The 21,102-nt window shown below is 73.8% G+C and carries 18 protein-coding genes; 15 read left to right on the top strand and 3 right to left on the bottom strand.

All coding sequences use genetic code 11. From position 1 onward, the window contains the following. Positions 1 to 3 precede the first annotated feature (3 nt). Positions 4 to 1,815, bottom strand: a complete 1,812-nt coding sequence (locus F0L17_RS04545) for a glycoside hydrolase family 15 protein (protein WP_155073143.1) — start codon at positions 1,813 to 1,815, stop codon at positions 4 to 6. A gap of 431 nt (positions 1,816 to 2,246) precedes the next feature. Here F0L17_RS04545 and F0L17_RS04540 point away from each other — a divergent pair, with 431 nt between their 5' ends. The 15 genes from F0L17_RS04540 (at position 2,247) to der (ending at position 19,495) form a co-directional block, all read left to right on the top strand. Then, positions 2,247 to 3,938, top strand: coding sequence for a CTP synthase (locus tag F0L17_RS04540; RefSeq protein WP_155070063.1), 1,692 nt, complete (start codon positions 2,247 to 2,249; stop codon positions 3,936 to 3,938). Positions 3,939 to 3,941: 3 nt separating this feature from the next. Further along, positions 3,942 to 4,589: an NUDIX domain-containing protein gene (locus tag F0L17_RS04535; RefSeq protein WP_338017945.1), complete on the top strand. Its 648-nt coding sequence runs from the start codon at positions 3,942 to 3,944 to the stop codon at positions 4,587 to 4,589. A 157-nt stretch (positions 4,590 to 4,746) separates the two neighbouring features. Further along, positions 4,747 to 6,936, top strand: coding sequence for an AAA family ATPase (locus F0L17_RS04530; RefSeq protein WP_162465786.1), 2,190 nt, complete (start codon positions 4,747 to 4,749; stop codon positions 6,934 to 6,936). Between the two features lie 325 nt (positions 6,937 to 7,261). Then, positions 7,262 to 8,377 carry an alanine dehydrogenase gene (ald, locus tag F0L17_RS04525; protein ID WP_162466734.1) on the top strand — a complete coding sequence of 372 codons (1,116 nt, stop codon included), beginning with the start codon at positions 7,262 to 7,264 and terminating at the stop codon, positions 8,375 to 8,377. A 435-nt stretch (positions 8,378 to 8,812) separates the two neighbouring features. Next, positions 8,813 to 9,952 (top strand): ParA family protein, encoded by a 1,140-nt coding sequence (locus F0L17_RS04520; protein ID WP_155070062.1) that lies wholly within the window; start codon positions 8,813 to 8,815, stop codon positions 9,950 to 9,952. Next, positions 9,937 to 10,542 carry a hypothetical protein gene (locus F0L17_RS04515; protein ID WP_162465785.1) on the top strand — a complete coding sequence of 202 codons (606 nt, stop codon included), beginning with the start codon at positions 9,937 to 9,939 and terminating at the stop codon, positions 10,540 to 10,542. Before F0L17_RS04520 ends, F0L17_RS04515 begins: the two co-directional genes overlap by 16 nt. A 25-nt stretch (positions 10,543 to 10,567) precedes the next feature. Beyond that, positions 10,568 to 11,671 carry a segregation and condensation protein A gene (locus tag F0L17_RS04510; protein WP_155070061.1) on the top strand — a complete coding sequence of 368 codons (1,104 nt, stop codon included), beginning with the start codon at positions 10,568 to 10,570 and terminating at the stop codon, positions 11,669 to 11,671. Further along, entirely contained in the window at positions 11,668 to 12,387 is a 720-nt protein-coding gene (gene scpB / locus F0L17_RS04505; protein ID WP_238419251.1) for an SMC-Scp complex subunit ScpB, read from the top strand. Before F0L17_RS04510 ends, scpB begins: the two co-directional genes overlap by 4 nt. Positions 12,388 to 12,409: 22 nt before the next feature. Then, complete coding sequence (locus tag F0L17_RS04500; RefSeq protein ID WP_155070060.1) at positions 12,410 to 13,501, top strand: pseudouridine synthase; 1,092 nt, start codon at positions 12,410 to 12,412, stop codon at positions 13,499 to 13,501. Positions 13,502 to 13,602: 101 nt separating this feature from the next. Next, positions 13,603 to 14,625 (top strand): ADP-ribosylglycohydrolase family protein, encoded by a 1,023-nt coding sequence (locus F0L17_RS04495; protein ID WP_155070059.1) that lies wholly within the window; start codon positions 13,603 to 13,605, stop codon positions 14,623 to 14,625. Positions 14,626 to 14,795: 170 nt separating this feature from the next. Further along, entirely contained in the window at positions 14,796 to 15,158 is a 363-nt protein-coding gene (gene aroH, locus F0L17_RS27380) for a chorismate mutase (protein WP_162465784.1), read from the top strand. Then, a complete protein-coding gene (locus F0L17_RS04485) occupies positions 15,155 to 16,252 on the top strand; it encodes a prephenate dehydrogenase (RefSeq protein WP_162465783.1) in 1,098 nt (365 codons plus the stop codon). The genes aroH and F0L17_RS04485 overlap by 4 nt, the downstream gene beginning before the upstream one ends. Before the next feature lie 140 nt (positions 16,253 to 16,392). Then, complete coding sequence (gene cmk / locus F0L17_RS04480; protein WP_338017944.1) at positions 16,393 to 17,124, top strand: (d)CMP kinase; 732 nt, start codon at positions 16,393 to 16,395, stop codon at positions 17,122 to 17,124. Between the two features lie 74 nt (positions 17,125 to 17,198). Continuing rightward, positions 17,199 to 17,840, top strand: coding sequence for a lysophospholipid acyltransferase family protein (locus F0L17_RS04475; protein WP_338018237.1), 642 nt, complete (start codon positions 17,199 to 17,201; stop codon positions 17,838 to 17,840). Positions 17,841 to 18,028: 188 nt separating this feature from the next. Continuing rightward, positions 18,029 to 19,495 (top strand): ribosome biogenesis GTPase Der, encoded by a 1,467-nt coding sequence (der, locus tag F0L17_RS04470; protein WP_155070058.1) that lies wholly within the window; start codon positions 18,029 to 18,031, stop codon positions 19,493 to 19,495. A 126-nt stretch (positions 19,496 to 19,621) separates the two neighbouring features. Here der and F0L17_RS04465 read toward each other — a convergent pair whose 3' ends face one another. Both F0L17_RS04465 and F0L17_RS04460 read right to left on the bottom strand, forming a co-directional pair. After that, on the bottom strand, positions 19,622 to 19,945 hold the full coding sequence (locus F0L17_RS04465; RefSeq protein WP_420802378.1) for a hypothetical protein: 324 nt from the start codon (positions 19,943 to 19,945) through the stop codon (positions 19,622 to 19,624). 70 nt (positions 19,946 to 20,015) lie between these two features. After that, positions 20,016 to 20,840, bottom strand: a complete 825-nt coding sequence (locus F0L17_RS04460) for a hypothetical protein (protein ID WP_155070057.1) — start codon at positions 20,838 to 20,840, stop codon at positions 20,016 to 20,018. Positions 20,841 to 21,102 lie beyond the last annotated feature (262 nt).

The following is a 21,102-nucleotide window of genomic DNA, read 5'->3' as shown; positions in this document are numbered from 1 at the left end:
CGGTCAGCCGCCGTAGGCGCCCGAGGCCGTCAGCCGCAGGGCGGTGTCGATCAGGGGGACGTGGCTGAACGCCTGCGGGAAGTTGCCCACCTGCCGCTGGAGCCTGGGGTCCCACTCCTCCGCGAGCAGGCCCAGGTCGTTGCGGAGCGACAGCAGCTTCTCGAACAGCCGGCGCGCCTCGTCCACCCGGCCGATCATCGCCAGGTCGTCGGCCAGCCAGAACGAACAGGCCAGGAAGGCGCCCTCGTCGCCGGCCAACCCGTCCAGGTTCTCCGCTTCGCTCGAGGTCGGGTAGCGCATCACGAAGCCGTCCGGTGTGGACAGCTCGCGCTGGATGGCCTCGATGGTGCCGATGACCCGCTTGTCGTCCGGCGGCAGGAAGCCCACCTGCGGGATCAGCAGCAGGGAGGCGTCCAGCTCCTTGGACCCGTAGGACTGGGTGAAGGTGTTGCGCTCGGGGTCGTAGCCCTTCTCGCACACGTCGCGGTGGATGTCGTCGCGCAGCCGCTTCCAGCGCTCCAGCGGCCCGTCGACCTCGCCGGACTCGATCAGGCGGATCGTGCGGTCCACCGCGGTCCAGGCCATGACCTTGGAGTGGACGAAGTGCCGGCGCGGGCCGCGCACCTCCCATATCCCCTCGTCGGGCTCCGTCCAGTGGCCTTCGAGGTAGCCGATCAGCTTGATCTGGAGGAGGCTGGCGTAGTCGTTGCGGGCCAGGCCGGTCATGTGGGCCAGGTGCAGGGCCTCGATGACCTCGCCGTAGACGTCGAGCTGGAGCTGGGAGGCGGCGCCGTTGCCGACCCGCACCGGCTGGGAGCCCTCGTAGCCCGACAGCCAGGACAGCTCCGTCTCGCCCAGCTCGCGCTCGCCGGCGATGCCGTACATGATCTGGAGGTTCTCCGGGTCCCCGGCGACCGCCCGCAGCAGCCACTCGCGCCAGGCCAACGCCTCCTCGCGGTAACCGGTGCGCAGCAGCGACGACAGGGTGATCGCCGCGTCGCGCAGCCAGGTGAAGCGGTAGTCCCAGTTGCGCACGCCGCCGATCTCCTCGGGCAGCGAGGTGGTGGGAGCCGCCACGATGCCGCCGGTGGGCGCGTAGGTGAGGGCCTTGAGGGTGATCAGGGAGCGCACCACCGCCTCCCGGTAGGGCCCGTGGTACGTGCACTGGGCCACCCAGCCGCGCCAGAACTCCTCGGTCGTCGCCAGCGCCGTCTCCGGCTCGGCGGGCTGCGGCGGTTGCTGGTGCGAGGGCTGCCAACTGATGGTCATCGCCACCCGGTCGCCCGGCGCGACGGTGAAGTCGGCGTAGGTGGTCAGGTCCTTGCCGTAGGTGTCGGCGTCGGAGTCCACCCATACGGAGTCGGGGCCGGCGACGGCGACGGTGCGGCCGTCCACCTTGTGCACCCACGGCACCACCCAGCCGTAGGAGAACCGCATCCGCAGGGCCGAACGCATCGGCACCCGTCCGCTGACGCCCTCCACGATGCGCACCAACTGCGGGGCGTGGTGTTCGCGCGGCGGCATGAAGTCGATCACGCGCACCGTGCCGCGCGGGGTGTCCCACTCCGACTCCAGCACCAGGGAGTCGCCCCGGTAGCGGCGCCGGGTGGCGGTCGGCGGCTCCTGCCCGGCGGGGTGTGCCGGGCCCAGCCGCCAGAAGCCGTTGTCCTCGGTGCCGAGGAGCCCGGCGAAGACGGCGTGGGAGTCGAACCGGGGCAGGCACAGCCAGTCGACCGAGCCGTCCCGGCAGACCAGGGCGGCGGTCTGCATGTCCCCGATGAGTGCGTAATCCTCGATGCGCCCGGCCACGAGCATCTCCAGTCGAACTGCGGTACGCCCCGTGGGACGTGCGGTCTTCCGTCCTGCCACGCGGCCACCGCGCACGGTGGCATGCGGCCGTGCGCGACAGGACACGTGGACAGTCTGAGCAGGATACGACGCGGTTCGGTGTACCGCGCCGAGGTCACCTTAGGGGGATGACCCCTTCCGGGGGACAACTTTCGCGGGGATCGACGGTCGCGGACCCGCCCGCGGGGCGCGCCCACGGAACCCCGCCCCGGTAACTGTGCCACGTCCGGCGCCGCGGTGGCGCCGCGGCTCGGCACCCCCGACGCGCCGCTGATACCCTGGTAGCCCGTGGAGCGGAGGGCACCAGAACCCCCGAACCGCAGCGACGGCGCCCCCGCCGACCGGCCGGGCCGCCGAAGCGCACGTCACCTCGCGACCACGGGAGCCCCCTCTTGGCCATGCCGCCCAAATCCATGACGACCAAGCACCTCTTCGTCACCGGGGGTGTCGCCTCCTCGCTCGGCAAGGGGTTGACCGCCTCCAGCCTGGGCGCCCTGCTCAAGGCACGGGGGCTGCGGGTCACCATGCAGAAGCTCGACCCCTACCTCAACGTCGACCCCGGCACGATGAACCCCTTCCAGCACGGTGAGGTGTTCGTCACAGGCGACGGCGCCGAGACCGATCTGGACATCGGCCACTACGAGCGTTTCCTCGACGTCGACCTCGACGGCTCGGCCAACGTCACCACCGGCCAGGTGTACTCCACCGTCATCGCCAAGGAGCGGCGCGGCGAGTACCTGGGCGACACCGTGCAGGTCATCCCGCACATCACCAACGAGATCAAGCACCGCATCCGCCGGATGGCCACCGACGACGTGGACGTGGTGATCACCGAGGTCGGCGGCACGGTCGGCGACATCGAGTCGCTGCCCTTCCTGGAGGCCGTGCGCCAGGTGCGGCACGAGGTCGGCCGCGACAACGTCTTCGTGGTCCACATCTCCCTGCTGCCCTACATCGGTCCCTCCGGTGAGCTGAAGACCAAGCCCACCCAGCACTCGGTGGCCGCGCTGCGCAACATCGGCATCCAGCCCGACGCGATCGTGCTGCGCGCCGACCGTGACGTTCCCGTCTCCATCAAGCGCAAGATCTCGCTGATGTGCGACGTGGACGACGAGGCGGTGGTGGCCTGCAAGGACGCCCCGTCCATCTACGACATCCCCAAGGTGCTGCACACCGAGGGTCTGGACGCCTACGTGGTGCGCCGCCTGGGTCTGCCCTTCCGCGACGTGGACTGGACCCAGTGGGACGAGCTGCTGCGCCGCGTGCACCAGCCCGAGCACGAGGTGACGGTCGCGCTGGTCGGCAAGTACATCGACCTGCCCGACGCCTACCTGTCGGTCACCGAGGCGCTGCGCGCGGGCGGCTTCGCCAACAACGCCCGGGTGAAGATCAAGTGGGTCACCTCCGACGACTGCCGGGTGCCCGGCGGGGCGCGCAGGCAGCTCGGCGACGTGGACGCGATCTGCATCCCCGGCGGCTTCGGCGAGCGCGGCGTGGAGGGCAAGGTGGCGGCCATCACCTACGCCCGTGAGAACCGCATCCCGCTGCTGGGCCTCTGCCTGGGCCTGCAGTGCATCGTGATCGAGGCCGCCCGCAACCTGGCCGGCATCGAGGGCGCCAACTCCACCGAGTTCGACCAGGCCGCCGCCGCCCCCGTGATCTCCACCATGGAGGAGCAGCTCGACATCGTCGCAGGCGAGGGCGACCTGGGCGGCACCATGCGGCTGGGCCTGTACCCGGCCAAGCTCGCCGAGGGCTCCATCGTGCGCGAGGTCTACGGCGGCGAGCCCTACGTGGAGGAACGCCACCGGCACCGCTACGAGGTGAACAACCACTACCGCGCCGAGCTGGAGAAGACCGGACTGGTGTTCTCGGGCACCTCCCCGGACAACAAGCTGGTGGAGTTCGTGGAGTACCCGCGCGAGACCCACCCCTACCTGGTGGCCACCCAGGCCCACCCCGAGCTGCGCTCCCGGCCCACCCGTCCGCACCCCCTCTTCGCCGGTCTGGTCAAGGCCGCCGTCGAGCGGCGGCAGGCCGCCGCCGCCGACACCGCCGCCGCCGTCGGCGCCGGCTCCGAGGAGGTCTGAACCGTGGCACGGACGGAAGGACGTCTGCGGGACGTTCCGCAGGAGTGGCGCACCACCGCCTCCGAGACGCCGTTCACCGGGAACAAGACCAGCGTGCGCACCGATCGGGTGGTGATGCCGGACGGCTCCGTCGTCAGCCGCGACTACCAGGTGCACCCCGGCTCGGTGGCCGTCCTCGCGGTGGACGAGCGGGACCGGGTGCTGGTCGTCAACCAGTACCGCCACCCGGTGCGGCACAAGCTGTGGGAGATTCCCGCCGGACTGCTGGACGTCCCCGGCGAGAACCCGCTGCGCGCCGCGCAGCGCGAGTTGTACGAGGAGGCGCACGTCAAGGCCGAGGACTGGCGGGTGCTGACCGACGTCTACACCTCGCCCGGCGGCTGTGACGAGGCGCTGCGGATCTTCCTGGCCCGAGGACTCTCCGAGGCGGAGGGCGAGCGCTTCGCGGTCGCCGAGGAGGAGGCCGACATGGAGGTGACCCGGGTGCCGCTGGCCGAACTGGTCCGCGGTGTCCTCGCGGGCGACCTGCACAACAACTGCCTGGCGATCGGTGTCCTGGCGCTGACCGCCGCGCGCGCCGCCGGTCCGGAGGGGCTCCGGGCGCTGCGTCCGGCCCAGGCTCCCTGGCCCGCGCGGCCGTTCGAGGCCTGAGCGCGCTCCGGCACCCGGGCGGACGGGCCCGGGTGCCGGACGGGCCCGGTCGCGCCCCGGACACGACGGCCCGAGGCGGCACGCGCGCGGTTCCGGCCCGCCGCCTCCGGGCCGTCGTTGCCCGGAACGGGCGGCCGGGGTGAACTACCCTCGTGCCGTGACGGATCAGGCGGTGCACACCGGCGGGTCGGCCCCCGCCGCCGACGCCGTGCCCGGAACCGCCGCGACGGACGGCCCCACCGGACGGCGACGCGAGCTGGAGCGACTGCGCGCGGAGGTCGGACGCGCCGGACCGGACGTCCGCTCCGGCCGCCCGGCCCCCCGTTGCCCCGTGCTGTCGATCACGGGACGCCCCGGATCGGGGCGCACCGCCGTGGCCGAGGAACTGGTGCGGCAGGTGGCCGCCGACTATCCCGACGGAGTCCTCCGCGCCCGGCTCACCGAACCGGACGGCACCCCCGTCCCCGTCGAGCACACCGTCCGCGACCTGCTCGGCGCGCTCACCGGCCCGGTGCCCGCGGTGCCGGCCGGAGCGGGGGAGGAGGAGTTGACCGGGGCGCTGCGCGCCGCCCTGGCCGGCCGGCGCGCCCTGCTGCTCCTGGACGAGCCGGCCGACCCCGGGCGGCTGTCGAGCCTGCTGCCCGACAACCGGGAGTGTCTCGCCCTGGTGGTCTCCCGTACGCCGCCGACCGGGGTGCCGGACGTGCGCCCCTGCGCGCTCGGTGGCCTCGACACCGCCTCGGCCGTCGCGCTGCTGGACCGGTGGGCCGGGGACACCCCACGCGTCACCGTCGATCCGCGCGCCGCCGAGTCCCTGGCCGAGGCGTGCGGGGGGCGGCCCGCGGCCCTGGTCCTGGTCGGCGGCTGGCTGGCGGCCCACCCCGCCGCCTCCGTCGCCGAGGCGGCCCGGCGGTTCGAGGCCCAGCCCGACCGGCTGCCCGGTGCCGTGGAGGAGGACGACGCCGCCGACGCCGAACCGGTCGGGGACGCCGACGACGCCGCGGGGCGCTTCCCCGGGGCGGCCCCCGGCTCCGTGTCGGGCTCCTCGGGCGGTTCGGCGGGTTCCGTGCCGAGCGCCGTCCGCACCGGGGTCCCCCGCCCCCGCGCGCGCCGCACGGCGGTCGCCCGGCCGCTGGTGAGGGCGTTCCGACTGGTCCACGACTCGTTGCCGGCCACCGCGGCCCGCGCCCTGCGCCTGCTGGCCCTCGCTCCCGCCGGACTCGTCGACGCCCACACGGCCGCGGCCCTGTGCGGCTGTCCGCCGGAGAGCGCCGGGGCGACCCTGGAGGGCTTCGCACGGCTCGGACTGCTGCGCACCACCGTCACCCCGGGGCTGTACTCCGTCCCCCGTTGTCTGGCGCCGATGCTGGCGGCCGCGGCGGCGGACGGCGAGCGCCCCGCCGACCTGCGGTTGGCGCGGGCCCGGATGCTGGAGCGGCTGGTACGGCTGCTGGGGTCCTGCCGGGCGGTCGCCGAACCGCCGGGCTCGCCGGCGCGCAGGAGGGCGGAGGAGTTGCCGCGCGCGCTGCGCTTCGCCACCGCCTCCGCCGCGGCGACCTGGTTGGACACCCGGCTGCCCGCCCTGCGCGCCGCCGTCCGTACCGCCGCCCGCGACGGCGAGCTGGACACCCTCACCCGGCGGCTGGCAGCGGCCCTGGCCCGGGCCCTGACCGTCCATCGCGGTCCCGAGGCGGCCGCCCCCGAGCTGTACCGGCTCTACGAACTGCTGCTGCCCGTCACTGAGCGGCGCGGACTGCACACCGAGCGTGCCGCGGCCCTGCTCGACCTCGGCGACCTCGACGCCGACGCCTCCCGCCCCCACCGGGCCCTGGCGCGCTACCGGGCCGCGCTGGAGGCCGCCCGGGCCGACGGCGCCCGTGCCGACGGCGGACGCGGCGGCAGGCGGGGCGAGTGGGCGGAGGCGACGGCGGCGCGGGCCCTGGAGTCCCTCGGGGAGACCTACGCGCACCTGGGCGACCGGCAACGGTCGATCGACTGGTACGGACGGGCCCTGGCCCTGTGCCAGACCCGCGGCGACCTGGCGGGCGAGGCCCGGCTGCACGGCCGGATCGGCGCCGAGCACCTGCGCGCGGGCGACTGGGAGGCGGCGCTGCGGGCGCGTCGCGCCGCGGCGGCCGCCTGCCGTCGGCTGCGGGACGGGGAGGCGTACGCCCGGGCGCTGGAGGAGGTCGCGGCCGTCCAGGAGTACGCGGGCCGCGTCGAGGACGCGCTGCGCACCCGCCGCGAGGCCCGCCGGTGGGCGGGGCGCGGAGCGGGTGGGCCGGTCGGTTCGCGGACCGGACCGGTCCGTCGGATGCTGGAGGAGGGACCGGACCCCGCCGGCTGAGCCGGGAGCGAGGTGGTGCGGGACGGGGTGCGGTCCGGCCGGAGCGGCGCCGTGTCGGGCCCGGACGCGGTCGGGGACGGCGCCGGGCCGGAAGCGAACCGGAAACATACCGGAAGCGCACCGGACACCGATCGGAGTGGCCTACGAAACAGTCGGCGATCCGCGAGAAAATCAACCCTTTGCAAGGCTGGACAGGGCGAAACCCTTCATTAAACTGGCCGAGCTGCGGCTGTTCCCCTGCGTCCGGACATCTACCGATTGTGCCGGTCCGGTGGAGTATGCCCCGGTCCAATTCGCAACCCCTCAGACAAGGACCGTGATCGACGTGAAGGTCGGTATCCCCCGCGAAGTCAAGAACAACGAGTTCCGCGTGGCCATCACCCCGGCCGGTGTGCACGAGCTCGTACGCAACGGGCACCAGGTCTACGTGGAGCGGAGCGCCGGAGAGGGCTCCGCCATCCCCGATCGGGAGTACACCGAGGCCGGCGCCGTCATCCTGGACACGGCCGACGAGGTGTGGGCCGGCGCCGATCTGCTGCTGAAGGTCAAGGAGCCGATAGCCGAGGAGTACCACCGGCTGCGCAAGGACCAGACGCTGTTCACCTACCTCCACCTCGCCGCCTCCCGCGAGTGCACCGACGCGCTGCTGCGCTCGGGCACCACCGCCATCGCCTACGAGACGGTGGAGAACGCCGACCGCACCCTGCCCCTGCTGGCGCCGATGTCCGAGGTCGCGGGGCGGATCGCCCCCCAGGTCGGCGCGTACCACCTGATGCGCTCGGCCGGCGGCCGGGGCGTGCTGCCCGGCGGTGTGCCGGGCGTCGCCGCCGGCCGGGCGGTCGTCATCGGCGGTGGTGTCTCCGGGTGGAACGCCACCCAGATCGCCGTCGGCATGGGCTTCCACGTCACCCTGCTCGACAAGGACGTGCGCAAGCTGCGCGAGGCCGACCGGATCTTCGGCACCCGGGTGCGGACGATCACCTCCAACGCCTACGAGCTGGAGAAGGCCGTCCTCGACGCCGACCTGGTCATCGGCGCGGTGCTGATCCCCGGTGCCAGGGCGCCCAAGCTGGTCTCCAACGAGCTGGTGTCGCGGATGAAGCCGGGCAGCGTCCTCGTCGACATCGCGATCGACCAGGGCGGCTGCTTCGAGGACTCGCGGCCCACCACCCACGCCGAGCCGACCTTCACCGTCCACGACTCGGTCTTCTACTGCGTCGCCAACATGCCCGGCGCGGTGCCGAGCACCTCCACGCACGCGCTCACCAACGCCACGCTGCCGTACATCGTGGAGCTGGCCAACCACGGCTGGCGCGAGGCCCTGCGCCGCGATCCGGTGCTCGCCCGGGGGCTCAACGTCCACGACGGGGAGGTCGTCTACGGGCCGGTCGCCGAGGCGCACGGGCTGCCGATGCGCGATCCGGGCACGCTGATCGGTTGACGACCGGGTTGACAAGTCGTCATGGAAACAGCGGACGACCGGTCAACCGTTCACGTCAACACCATTGGTCGACATGACCACTTCGTGTCACCGCCGGCTTCCGGACGTCCCGGAGGTCGGCGGTGACCCGTGCGAGGGAGCGACGTCCCCGGTCAGCCCGACGTCAACTCGCCGCGATCGTCGCCCTTTGACCTTTTCGCGCCCCAGTTCGGGCTCCTCCTTGTGGCCGTTACGCCCTTGACAGACGGGTACTTGGCCTCCGACACATCCCGTCGTCTGCGGCGGATTGTGTTGCTGTGGACCGCCGACACGCCATAGAGTCGCCAATCATCGGCATGGTGCCACGCTGACCTGTCTAGAAGTTTCCTGGTCACCAAGGAGGTAGGACGACTTGTGAATGAGTCGACATTTACTCCCGGGGGTGGTCAACCAGGAATGCCTTCGCGGGGCCAAGGCCCCTCGGGACTCAAGGCCGTCGGCTCCGTCGCTGTCCAGACTTTCGCAGCCCACCAGAACCAGGCGAGCATGACAGCCCACCAGAGCATGGACGGCCACCACGCGAACGCCACGGCCTCCGATCACACGGGCGGCGCAACCGGCCGGCCGGACGACCACGCGGACCCCCACTACGACGAACTCCCCGAGGGGCACTTCTACGACCCCGACGCGGAGTACGAACCCGACCCCGAGTACGCGGCGACCCTCGCGCCCGACGCCGCCCGGCAGCGCCGTGAGCGCGTCGGCCCGACCGGACGTCCGCTGCCGTACTTCCCGATCCCCGGGCCGGTCACCGAGCACGGCCCGGCGAAGATCATCGCGATGTGCAACCAGAAGGGCGGGGTGGGCAAGACCACCTCGACCATCAACCTGGGCGCCGCGCTCGCCGAGTACGGCCGTCGGGTGCTGCTGGTCGACTTCGACCCGCAGGGCGCCCTCTCCGTCGGTCTCGGCGTCAACCCGATGGAGCTGGACCTGACCGTCTACAACCTGCTCATGGAGCGGGGCATGTCGGCGGACGAGGTCCTGCTGAAGACGGCGGTGGCGGGCATGGACCTGCTGCCCAGCAACATCGACCTGTCCGCCGCCGAGGTTCAGCTCGTCAGCGAGGTCGCCCGGGAGTCGACGCTCCAGCGCGCCCTGACGCCGCTGCTGCCCGACTACGACTTCATCGTCATCGACTGCCAGCCGTCCCTCGGCCTGCTCACCGTCAACGCGCTCACCGCGGCGCACAAGGTGATCGTGCCGCTGGAGTGCGAGTTCTTCGCGCTGCGCGGTGTGGCGCTGCTGACCGAGACGATCGAGAAGGTCCAGGAGCGGCTCAACCCGGAGCTGCAGCTCGACGGCATCCTGGCGACGATGTACGACTCGCGCACCGTGCACAGCCGCGAGGTGCTCGCGCGCGTCGTCGAGGCCTTCGACGACAACGTGTACCACACGGTCATCGGGCGCACGGTCCGCTTCCCGGAGACGACGGTCGCCGGAGAGCCGATCACCACCTACGCCTCCAACTCCGTCGGCGCCGCCGCCTACCGCCAGCTCGCCAGGGAGGTGCTCGCCCGGTGCCACGCCGAGTGAGTCTCCCGGCAGCAGACGAACTGTTCCGCTCCACCGGGGGGTCCCCGGTCCAACCGTCGACCCCCCAGCAGCACGACGGTGGTGACACCGCCGCCCGACCCTCCGGTGCGGGCGGGCAGGGCCTTCCGGACGAGCACGCCCCGGCGGGCGACGGCCCGGAGGGCCCGATGGAGACCACCGCGCCCCCGGCCGGCGGCGGGGCCGGCCACGGGGGCCGGGAACCCCGGCCGAAGCCGGTGCCCGGCCAGGTGCCCGGGCGAGGCGGGAAGGAGGTCGCGGAGCGACCCCCCGCCGGGGGCGCCCCCCGGAGTCAGACCACCAGGGGGCGTGCGGCGATGGGCGCCGCGCCCCGGCGCGGCCGCACCACCCGCCGTCCCAGCGGACGCGAGCGCCATGACGAGAAGATCACGGTCTACGTCTCCGCCGAGGAGTTGATGGACCTCGAACACGCCCGGCTGGTGCTCCGCGGCGAGCACGGTCTGGCCGTGGACCGCGGCCGGATCGTCCGCGAGGCGGTCGCGGTGGTCCTCGCCGACCTCGAGTCGCGCGGCGACGCGAGCATCCTGGTACGCCGCCTGCGCGGGCACTGAACCGCGGGGCGGTAGCCTGCCGGCGATGCCGACCGCCGACGAACCCGCGCCGCCCCCCCGCCGCCTCCGCCGCCCGCTGGGCCGGGGGCCGGGGGCGGCGCCGTCCGCCCCGGTCGCGCCGTCGACACCCGAACCGACGCCCGAACCGACGCCCGGGGCCGTTCCCGGGCCCGAGCCGGCCCCGGAGCCCGTCCCCACCCCGGCCCCCGCGATCCGGGAGCCGGCGGCCGAGGGCCGCGACACCGAAGGCGCCGGAGAGGCCCCGAAGCCCTCGGGCGGCGAGGAGGCGCGGGAGGCCGAGGAGAAGCCGGACGACGGCCGCTTCACGGTCGTCCTGGACAACTTCGAGGGTCCCTTCGACCTCCTCCTCCAACTGATCTCCAGGCACAAACTGGACGTCACCGAGGTGGCGCTGTCGAAGGTCACCGACGAGTTCATGGCCCACATCCACGCCATGGGCCCCGACTGGGACCTCGACCAGACCACCGAGTTCCTGGTCGTCGCCGCCACCCTGCTCGACCTCAAGGCGGCTCGGCTGCTGCCCGCCGCCGACGTGGAGGACGAGGCCGACCTCGCCCTGCTGGAGGCGCGCGACCTGCTCTTCGCCCGACTGCTGCAGTACCGCGCGTACAAGCGGGTCGCCGCGATCTTCCAGGAGCGCCTGGACACCGAGGGCCGCCGCCACCCCCGTACGGTGGGCCTGGAACCGCACCACGCCGACCTGCTGCCCGAGGTCGTCCTCGGTGTCGGCCCCGAGGGCTTCGCCCGCCTCGCCGTCAAGGCGATGCAGCCCAAACCGGAGCCGCGGCTGTACGTCGATCACATCCACGCCCCGCTGGTCAGCGTGCGCGAGCAGGCCGGGATCGTGGTGGCGCGGCTGAGGGAACTGGGCGAGGCGAGCTTCGCGGCGCTCACCGAGGACGCCCCCGACACCCTCACCGTGGTCGCCCGCTTCCTGGCCCTGCTGGAGCTGTACCGGGAACGGGCCGTCGTCCTCGACCAACCCGAGGCCCTGGGCGCCCTCACCGTGCGCTGGATCGGCGGGGAGGGGACGGAGCCGCCGGTCACCGACGAGTTCGACGCGAACGACGGCGGAGGAGACGCGAGAGGAAAGGACGGCAGCGGATGAACGCGAACCCCCCGGGCCCCACGGCTCCCCAGGACGACCCCGCGGCGCGGGACGGCGCCGGCACCGGCACGGACGAGGGCGTCGGCCCGCCCGCCGGCGCCTCCACGGTCGCCGAACTCGATCTCAAACCCGCCCTGGAAGCCGTCCTGATGGTGGTGGACGAGCCCGCCACCGAGGAACACCTGGCCAAGGTCCTCCGACGCCCCCGCCGCGCGGTCGCCGTGGCGTTGCGCGAGCTGTCCGAGGAGTACGCCCGCCAAGGCCGCGGCTTCGACCTGCGGCCGGTCGCGGGCGGCTGGCGGTTCTACACCCGCCCCGAGTACGCCGACGCCGTCGAGGGCTTCGTCCTGGACGGGCAGCAGGCCCGGCTCACCCAGGCCGCGCTGGAGACCCTGGCCGTGGTCGCGTACCGTCAACCGGTGAGCCGTTCGCGGGTCTCGGCCGTGCGCGGCGTGAACTGCGACGGGGTCATGCGCACCCTCCTCCAGCGCGGTCTGATCGAGGAGGCGGGCACGGAACCCGAGACAGGTGCGATCCTGTACAGGACGACGAACCACTTCCTGGAGCGGATGGGCCTGCGCGGCCTGGACGAGCTTCCGGAACTGGCGCCCTTCCTCCCCGAAGCGGACGCCGTCGAGGCCGAGAGCCAGGAGGGCGTGCCGTCGTTCGACGTGGACGACAACGACAGCGGCGACAGCGGCGGATCCCAGCCCTAGAGACAGTTAGACGGAAACCTTGATGCGAAGCAGCGGCAGGAACAGCAACCGGAACCACCGGGGCGCGGGCAACAGCCGCGACGACAGGCAGAAGCGCGCGGGACGCCCCCGCCCCGAGGAGCGTCGGTACGACGTGGGCACCGGCGGCAAGCCCGACCGGGCCGACCGGGCCGACCGGGCCGACCGGCCCGGCAAGCCCAAGGGACCGGCCAAGGGCCGGACCGGGACCGCGGCGGGCCCCAAGGCCGCCGGCGGCAAGGGCGGCGGCAGGAGCGGCGCCCGCGGCCGTTCCGCACCGGCGCGTCCCCGCGAGTACGACGCGCAGATCGAGGAGCGCAACCGCGCCCGGCACGGCAAGCCGCCGCTGAAGCTCCCCAAGACCTTCGGCGAGCCGGAGGGCGAGCGCCTCCAGAAGGTCCTGGCCCGCGCCGGGCTGGGCTCGCGCCGCGCCTGTGAGGAACTGGTCGACCAGCGCCGTGTGGAGGTCAACGGGAAGATCGTCGCCGAGCAGGGCCTGCGGGTGGACCCGGAGAAGGACGAGATCAAGGTCGACGGCCTGACGATCGCCACCCAGTCCTACCTGTTCTTCGCGCTCAACAAGCCCGCCGGCGTCGTCTCCTCCATGGAGGACCCCGAGGGCCGGCAGTGCCTGGGCGACTACGTGACCAACCGCGAGACGCGGCTGTTCCACGTGGGCCGGCTGGACACCGAGACCGAGGGCCTGATCCTGCTCACCAACCACGGCGAGCTGGCCCACCGGCTCACCCACCCCCGCTACGGCGTGACGAAGACCTACCTGGCCGCGATCCAGGGCCCCATCCCGCGCGACCTGGGCAAGCGGCTCAAGGAGGGCGTGCAGTTGGAGGACGGCTACGCCCGCGCCGACCACTTCAAGGTCGTGGAGAACACCGGCAAGAACTACCTCGTCGAGGTCTCCCTCCACGAGGGCCGCAAGCACATCGTCCGCCGGATGCTCGCGGAGGCCGGCTTCCCCGTGGACAAGCTGGTCCGCACCCGCTTCGGCCCCATCGCGCTCGGCGACCAGAAGTCCGGCTGGCTGCGCCGGCTGACCAACACCGAGGTCGGCATGTTGATGCGGGAGGTCGGTCTGTAGACCGCTCGCGGCCGGCACCGGGCCGGTCGCGAGCGGACCCCGACGGCCCCGGTGGGGGAAACCCCGGCCGGGGCCGTCGGCCGCCCTCCAGAATGGTCGGCATGACGACCTCCGCCACGAAGCGCCCGGCCGCCGGCGCCCTGCTCGGTCTCGCACTCGGCGACGCCCTGGGGTTCCCCACGGAATTCAACGACGTTCCCTCGATCCTGGCCAAGTGCGGCCCCTGGCGCTCGATGGAGCTGCCCCGCCCCGCCTTCGTCACCGACGACACCCAGATGACCCTCGCCCTCGCGCGCGGCCTGCGGGCGGCCCTGGAACACGGCCCGCTCACGCCCGCGCGCCTGCTGCCTCCGGTGCGCGAGGAGTACGTGGCCTGGTGGGGCTCGCCCGAGAACAACCGGGCCCCCGGGCGCACCTGCCTGGTCGCCTGCGAGCTGCTGAGCCGGCGGGAGCTCCCCTGGCAGGAGGCGAGTCAGGTCGCCTCCAAGGGGTGCGGCGCCAACATGCGCGTGGCGCCCCTCGGGCTCGTGCCCGACCTGGACGACGACCGGCGCGCCGGGGCCGCCCGACTCCAGGCGGCCCTCACCCACGGACACCCCACCGCCCTCGCCGCCGGCGACCTGACCGCCCACGCGGTGCACCTGCTGGCCCGGGGGACGGAGCCCGGCGAGCTGGTCGGCGCGTTGCGCGCGTACGCCCACGCACAGCGCACCACCTACCACGAGGAGTGGCTCGGCGACCTGTGGCGCCACGCGCACGACCCGTCCGCCGAGTCCTTCACCGCGCGCGGCTGGGACGAGTGCCTGGCCGTGCTGGACCGGCTGGACGCCGCGCTGCGCGCCCCCGATCCGGAGACCGACCCGTGCCTGGCCACGGGGGCGGGCTGGATCGCCGAGGAGGCCCTGGCCACCGGCCTGCTGTGCTTCCTCCTCTTCCCCGACGAGCCGCTGACGGCGCTGCGACGGGCCGCCTGCACCTCGGGCGACTCGGACTCCATCGCCTGTCTGGCGGGCGCGTTCGCCGGAGCCCACCTGGGCGCGGACGCCTGGCCGCGGGAGTGGGTCGAACGCGTCGAACACCGGGAAGAACTGTCGGCGTTCGGCGCCCTCTGGGACGGTCGCTGACCGTCCCCGCCGCGACGCCCGCCCCTGCCGGGCCCCGCCGGCACCCGGCGGCGGCCCGCACGGCCGTCTCGCAGAACGAGCGGCGGGCGCGAGGCCCTCCCCGGCGCCTCTACGCTGGTCAGGACGGAAGAACGGGAGCGGGCGAACCCGCGGAGGCAGGGAGCGAGCAGGTGGCGGTACGAGCGGTGCGGGGCGCCGTCCAGTTGGACCGGGACGAGGCCGACCACATGAACGAGAAGGTGGCGGAGCTGCTCACCACCGTCCTGGAACGCAACGCGCTGACGGCCGACGACCTGATCAGCGTCTGGTTCACCGCCACCCCCGACCTGCACAGCGACTTCCCGGCCGCCGCGGCCCGCAAGCTCGGCATCGTGGACGTGCCGCTGATCTGCGCACAGGAGCTGGACGTCGCCGGCGCCATGCCGCGCGTGGTCCGCGTCCTCGCCCACGTCGAGACCGACCTGCCCCGGGCCGAGATCTCCCACGTCTACCTCGGTGCCGCCGCGGCCCTGCGCAAGGACATCGCGCAGTGAGGACGGCGCTGGTCATCGGCACCGGGCTGATCGGGACGTCCATCGCGCTGGCCCTGTCCGGGCGCGGAGTGCGGGTGTACCTGGAGGACCACGACCCGACCCAGGCCCGTACCGCCGCCTCGCTGGGCGCCGGTACCGACCGCAGCCCCGAGGGACCGGTGGACCTGGCCGTGGTGGCCGTGCCGCCCGCCCACATCCCCGCCACCGTCGCCGAGGCGCAGCGCCGGGACGGTCGGGGACGCGCCCGGGGCTACCTCGACGTCGGCAGCGTCAAGGGCGGGCCGCGCCGGGAGATCGAGGCGTTGGGCTGTGACCTGAGCACCTACCTGGGCACCCATCCGATGGCCGGCCGGGAGACCTCGGGGCCGCTGGCCGCCACCGCCGATCTCTTCGAGGGACGCCCCTGGGTGCTCACCCCCACCTCCGAGACCGACACCGAGGTGCTCAACCTGGCGTTGGAGCTGGTCTCGCTGTGCCGGGCGGTGCCCGTGGTGATGGACGCCGACGCCCACGACCGGGCCGTCGCGTTGGTCTCGCACACCCCCCAGCTGCTGTCCAGCCTGGTCGCCGCCCGCCTGGAGGGCGCGGACGAGACGGCGGTGCGCCTGTGCGGGCAGGGCATCCGCGACGTGACGCGGATCGCCGCCTCCGACCCGGGCATGTGGATCGACATCCTCTCCGCCAACCCCGGGCCCGTGGCCGACGTGCTGGCCGCCGTGGCCGAGGACCTGGCGGAGACGGTCAGCTCGCTGCGCGCGCTCCAGTCCGCCGACGACGCCAAGCGCACCGACGGCGCGGCGGGCATCGAGGGCGTGCTGCGCCGCGGCAACAGCGGGCGGGCCCGGATCCCGGGCAAGCACGGTCAGGCCCCCACCGCGTACGAGACCGTCGCCGTGCTCATCAGCGACCGGCCCGGCGAGTTGGCCCGGATCTTCGCCGACGCCGGGCACGCCGGGGTCAACGTCGAGGACGTCCGCATCGAGCACGCCACCGGCCAACAGGCGGGCCACGTCCAGCTCATGGTCGAGCCGAGCGCCGCTCCCGTCCTGTCGGCGGCGCTGCGCGAGAGGGGTTGGGCCATCCGGCAGCAGTAGGGGGCGGCGGCCGGCGGTAGCCTGGTGCCGGGCGGGCGACCGCACCGGCGGTCCCCCGCGTCCGGCGTCCCGCGCGGCACTCGCCGCACGCCCGTGACGACATCCGCGTTCCGAGCAGTACGAGAAAGGTGCCCGACACCGTGGCAGCAACCTCCCGGCAGGCGTCCTCCGTGTCCCCGGACGCTCCGGCTCCCGTCATCGTCGCCATCGACGGCCCCTCCGGCACGGGCAAGTCGAGCACCTCGCGTGCCGTCGCGACGAAGCTCGGCCTGAGCTACTTGGACACCGGCGCGCAGTACCGCGCGATCACCTGGTGGATGCTCACCCACGGCGTCGACGTCGAGGACGCCGCGGCCGTGGCCGCCGTCGCCGACCGGCCCGAGATCCTCTCCGGCACCGACCCGACCGACCCCACCATCACCGTGGACGGCACCGACGCCTCCGGCCCGATCCGCACCCAGGAGGTCACCGCCGCGGTCAGCGCCGTCAGCGCGGTCCCCGAGGTGCGCGCCCGGATCACCGAACTGCAGCGCGCGATCGCCGCCGGCGCGCCCACCGGCATCGTCGTCGAGGGGCGGGACATCGGCACCACCGTCCTGCCCGACGCCGACCTGAAGATCTTCCTCACCGCCTCGCCCGAGGCCCGCGCCGCGCGCCGCGGCGGCGAGCTGAAGGGCAACGGCGACCAGGCCGTCGACCTGGACGCCACCCGCGAGGCGTTGCTGAAGCGGGACGCCGCCGACGCCGGCCGCAAGACGTCCCCGCTGAAGAAGGCGGACGACGCGGTCGAGGTGGACACCACCGAGCTCACCCTGGAGCAGGTGGTCGAGTGCGTCGTCACCCTGGTCGAAGAGAAGCAGCAGGTCAGGTGAGCGGAACGGACGGAAACGGCGCTTTTGGCCGTGACCGCGCCCCCGGCTCCCAGGCCGGCTCCGGTGCTCCGGAGGTGCCCAGCGCGCGCGGCGCCGCGGTCGGACGCCGCATCGGGCTGGCCCTGATGCACGGGCTGTGGCGGCCCAGGGTGCTGGGCGCCTGGCGGATTCCGGCCACCGGTCCGGTCATCCTCGCCGTCAACCACACCCATGCCGTGGACGGCCCGTTGCTGATGGGGACGGCGCCGCGCCCGGTGCACTTCCTGATCAAGAAGGAGGCGTTCGTCGGGCCGCTCGCTCCCTTCCTGCACGGCATCGGTCAGGTCGCCGTGGACCGGACGACGGCCGACCGCTCCGCGATCACCAGGGCGCTGGCGGTCCTGGAGCACGGCGGAGCGCTGGGGATCTTCCCCGAGGGCACCCGGGGCGAGGGCGACTTCGCCTCCCTGCGCTCGGGGCTGGCCTACTTCGCCCTGCGCTCGGGGGCGCCCGTCGTTCCCGTGGCGGTCCTGGGCACCGCGGGGACCCGGGGCCGGGCGATACCCGCGCTGCCCCCGCTGCGCAGCCGCGTCGACGTCGTCTTCGGCGAGCCCTTCGAGGCCGGCGACGGCAGCGGCAGGCGGACCAGGGCGGCACTGGACGAGGCGACGGTGCGGATCGGCAAGCGGCTGACGGCGCACCTGGCCGACGCCCGACGCACGACCGGGCGCGATTAGGCGACACTGGAACCCCGCGCCCGCGCGCCGGCCGCCGTCCGGCCCCGGCACCACGAGGGGTCGGGGCCGCGCGGCGCGCACGGAACCCGCGGGGGCCCACGCCCCGCGCGGGCCGCGGACGAGCGACGGACGCACGGACGCCGCGCACGCGGACACACCCACACACGGACACACGAGGACAGGACTTCATGAACGAGCAGGACCACGTCGGCGACGAGCACGGGCACGGTGAGCTCGGCGACGCCGAGTACGCGGAGTTCATGGAGCTCGCCGCGCAGGAGGGGTTCGACGCCGAGGACGTCGAGGGGGCGCTGAGCGAGGCCGGGCACGGCCCGCTCCCGGTGCTGGCCGTCGTCGGACGCCCCAATGTGGGCAAGTCGACCCTGGTCAACCGCTTCCTCGGCCGCCGCGAGGCCGTCGTGGAGGACCGCCCCGGTGTCACCCGGGACCGGGTCACCTACGAGGCCGAGTGGGCGGGACGCCGCTTCAAGGTGGTCGACACCGGAGGCTGGGAGCAGGACGTCCTGGGCATCGACGCCTCCGTGGCGGCCCAGGCCGAGTTCGCGATCGAGGCCGCCGACGGGGTGGTCTTCGTCGTGGACGCCACCGTCGGGGCGACCGACACCGACGAGGCCGTGGTGCGGCTGCTGCGCAAGTCGGGCAAGCCCGTGGTGCTGTGCGCCAACAAGGTGGACGGGCCCTCCGGCGAGGCCGACGCCGCCGCGCTGTGGTCGCTGGGCCTGGGCGAGCCGCATCCGGTCTCCGCCCTGCACGGCCGGGGCACCGGCGACCTGCTGGACGAGGTGCTGAAGGTGCTGCCCGAGGCCCCGCCGCAGACCTTCGGCGCCGGGATCGGCGGTCCCCGCCGCGTGGCGCTGATCGGCCGCCCGAACGTCGGCAAGTCCTCCCTGTTGAACAAGGTGGCGGGCGAGGAGCGGGTGGTCGTCGACGCGTTGGCGGGCACCACCCGCGACCCCGTCGACGAGCTGATCGAACTCGGCGGGAAGACCTGGAAGTTCGTCGACACCGCCGGTATCCGGCGCCGGGTCCACCTGACCGAGGGCGCCGACTACTACGCCTCGCTGCGGACGGCCGCCGCCCTGGAGAAGGCCGAGGTCGCGATCGTCCTCATCGACGTCAGCGAACCGATCAGCGTGCAGGACACCCGCATCATCACGATGGCGGTCGACGCCGGGCGCGCGCTGGTCCTGGCCTACAACAAGTGGGACACCCTCGACGAGGAGCGCCGTTACTACCTCGAGCGCGAGATCGAGACCGACCTCGGCCAGGTGAAGTGGGCGCCGCGGGTCAACGTCTCGGCGCGCACCGGCCGCCACGTGGAGAAGCTGGTGCCGGCCATCGAGACGGCCCTGGCGGGATGGGAGACCCGGGTGCCCACCGGGCGGCTCAACGCCTTCCTCGGCGAGCTGGTCGCCGCCCACCCGCACCCCATCAGGGGAGGGAAGCAGCCCAGGATCCTCTTCGGCACCCAGGCCGGCACCCGCCCGCCGCGCTTCGTGCTGTTCGCCTCCGGCTTCCTGGAGGCGGGGTACCGCCGCTTCATCGAGCGACGGTTGCGGGAGGAGTTCGGGTTCGAGGGGACCCCGATCCACATGTCGGTGCGGGTGCGCGAGAAGCGCGGCCGTAAGAAGTAGCGCCGGCCGTCGGACGGCGGCCGGCCGCGGCACGGTTCGCCCCGGCCCGCGCCGCGGCCGGGGTGGGCCGGGGCACGGATCGGGGCGGTGGGGACGCGCCCGGGGGAGGAGAAGGACGCCGCGGCCTCACCGGTCGTAGGAGCGGCCGTCGCGCCGGGCGGGTGGGAGGACGGCCGGGAGCGCGGCGGGGAGGAAGTCACCGCCCCGCCGCGCGCCGTTCCACTGGGCGGTCCCGGTGCCGAAGCCCGTGAACCGCAGCTCCTCCTCGCCGGTCCGGTCCCCGGGAAGGGCCCGGAACAGCCGCCTGTACTCGGCGTACAGCGAGTCGTAGATCGGAGTGGCCGAGAAGTGGCCCTGGTCCGACATGGGCTCGTGCGGGACGCGCATCCCCGGGATCCGGCCCCGGTTGAGGTGCGCGTCGTGGGTGCGGGAAGGTTCGTAAGGCTGCACGTCAGTGCCAACGATCACGCCGCCCGGCGGATGCGGGCCCGGGCGGGGGAAACGGGAGCGGGAGGAGCGTTCAGGAGGTGCCCGCCAGCGGCATGGTGGCGCCCACCAGGACACCGCTCGCCGCGGCCTTCTCCAGCGCCTCGCGGAGCAGGTCCTCGCGCGGCTGCTGGCCGATGGCGCCGACCGGGGCGGCGTAGACGCGGACGGTGTGCGTGCGGTTGGCGGCCTTGCGCCAGTCCTCGGTGACCGGGAGCGGCTGGTGCGCCCGCCACCAGGACGTCGACGGTCCGCCCGCCGGGCCCGGCTGGAGGATGGCGTGGAGCTTCCCCACGGCGAGCAGGACGGACCAGCCGGCGATCGGCAGGGGGGCCCGGTCGATGTCGTCGACCGGGGCGAAGCCCTGCTCGACCAGGAGGGTCAGGAACTCGTCCGTCGTCCCCTCGGAACCGGGCCGGGCGATCGGCGCGGTGGGTTCGACCACGAGCGCGGGGTGGAGCTGGTCGTCGACGAGGATCTGGCCGCAGGTCACCCCCAGGATCGCCTGGCGGGGCGCGGCACCGACGGGGGCCGGGGGACCGGCCTGCGTCGGGACGCCGAGGGGCGGCACGTGGACGTCGGACCGCTCGCCGGTGCCGGTGATGGTCCGCACGGCGTCCTGGAGCTGTTCCTCGGAGACCTGGACGACCTGCGACGACAGACAGTTCGCGTGCGCGAAGGCGAGCACGGCCGTCTCCTCGCCGACGAAGAGCACGGTGCTGGTGGGCTCCTGCTCCGGGTCGCCGGGGGCGCGACAGGAGGTGCAGTCGTAGCTGCCGGGGGCGTTGTCGCCGGCGAGCAGCCGGGCGGCCTCCTCCTCGCCGATCTCGGCGCGGACGGCGTCGCTGACATCGAGCATGGGGGACAAGGGTGAACTCCTGGCGTTCGGTTCCGGTTCACATGCACAACGGGGGAGCGGAGCCTCGGTCACGTGCCAGGGGGAGCGGGGTGGTGCTTCAGGAAGTGTGGAGCGGGACACGCGCCGGGTGCGTGCCACCGTCCGCCCACGGAGCCGGGGCGCGGAACCCGGTGGTCCGACAAGGGGGAGCGCGGCGTGCGGCGGGAACCCGCCGACCGGGTGGGCGCCGGGTCCGCCACCGGCGCGTTCGTGTCGGTGGGAC

Origin of the sequence: Streptomyces taklimakanensis (genome assembly GCF_009709575.1) — a bacterium.
In the GTDB taxonomy this organism is placed as follows: domain Bacteria; phylum Actinomycetota; class Actinomycetes; order Streptomycetales; family Streptomycetaceae; genus Streptomyces; species Streptomyces taklimakanensis.
Note: the sequence above shows the minus strand (reverse complement) of the source record. Positions and strands in the feature narration are given on the sequence as shown.

Excerpts from the sequence above, each read along its gene's own strand:
- F0L17_RS04545 (WP_155073143.1), bottom strand. The coding sequence starts at position 1,815 with ATGCTCGTGGCCGGGCGCATCGAGGATTACGCACTCATCGGGGACATG.
- F0L17_RS04540 (WP_155070063.1), top strand. The coding sequence starts at position 2,247 with ATGCCGCCCAAATCCATGACGACCAAGCACCTCTTCGTCACCGGGGGT.
- F0L17_RS04520 (WP_155070062.1), top strand. The coding sequence starts at position 8,813 with ATGCCTTCGCGGGGCCAAGGCCCCTCGGGACTCAAGGCCGTCGGCTCC.
- F0L17_RS04510 (WP_155070061.1), top strand. The coding sequence starts at position 10,568 with ATGCCGACCGCCGACGAACCCGCGCCGCCCCCCCGCCGCCTCCGCCGC.
- scpB (WP_238419251.1), top strand. The coding sequence starts at position 11,668 with ATGAACGCGAACCCCCCGGGCCCCACGGCTCCCCAGGACGACCCCGCG.
- F0L17_RS04500 (WP_155070060.1), top strand. The coding sequence starts at position 12,410 with ATGCGAAGCAGCGGCAGGAACAGCAACCGGAACCACCGGGGCGCGGGC.
- F0L17_RS04495 (WP_155070059.1), top strand. The coding sequence starts at position 13,603 with ATGACGACCTCCGCCACGAAGCGCCCGGCCGCCGGCGCCCTGCTCGGT.
- der (WP_155070058.1), top strand. The coding sequence starts at position 18,029 with ATGAACGAGCAGGACCACGTCGGCGACGAGCACGGGCACGGTGAGCTC.
- F0L17_RS04460 (WP_155070057.1), bottom strand. The coding sequence starts at position 20,840 with ATGCTCGATGTCAGCGACGCCGTCCGCGCCGAGATCGGCGAGGAGGAG.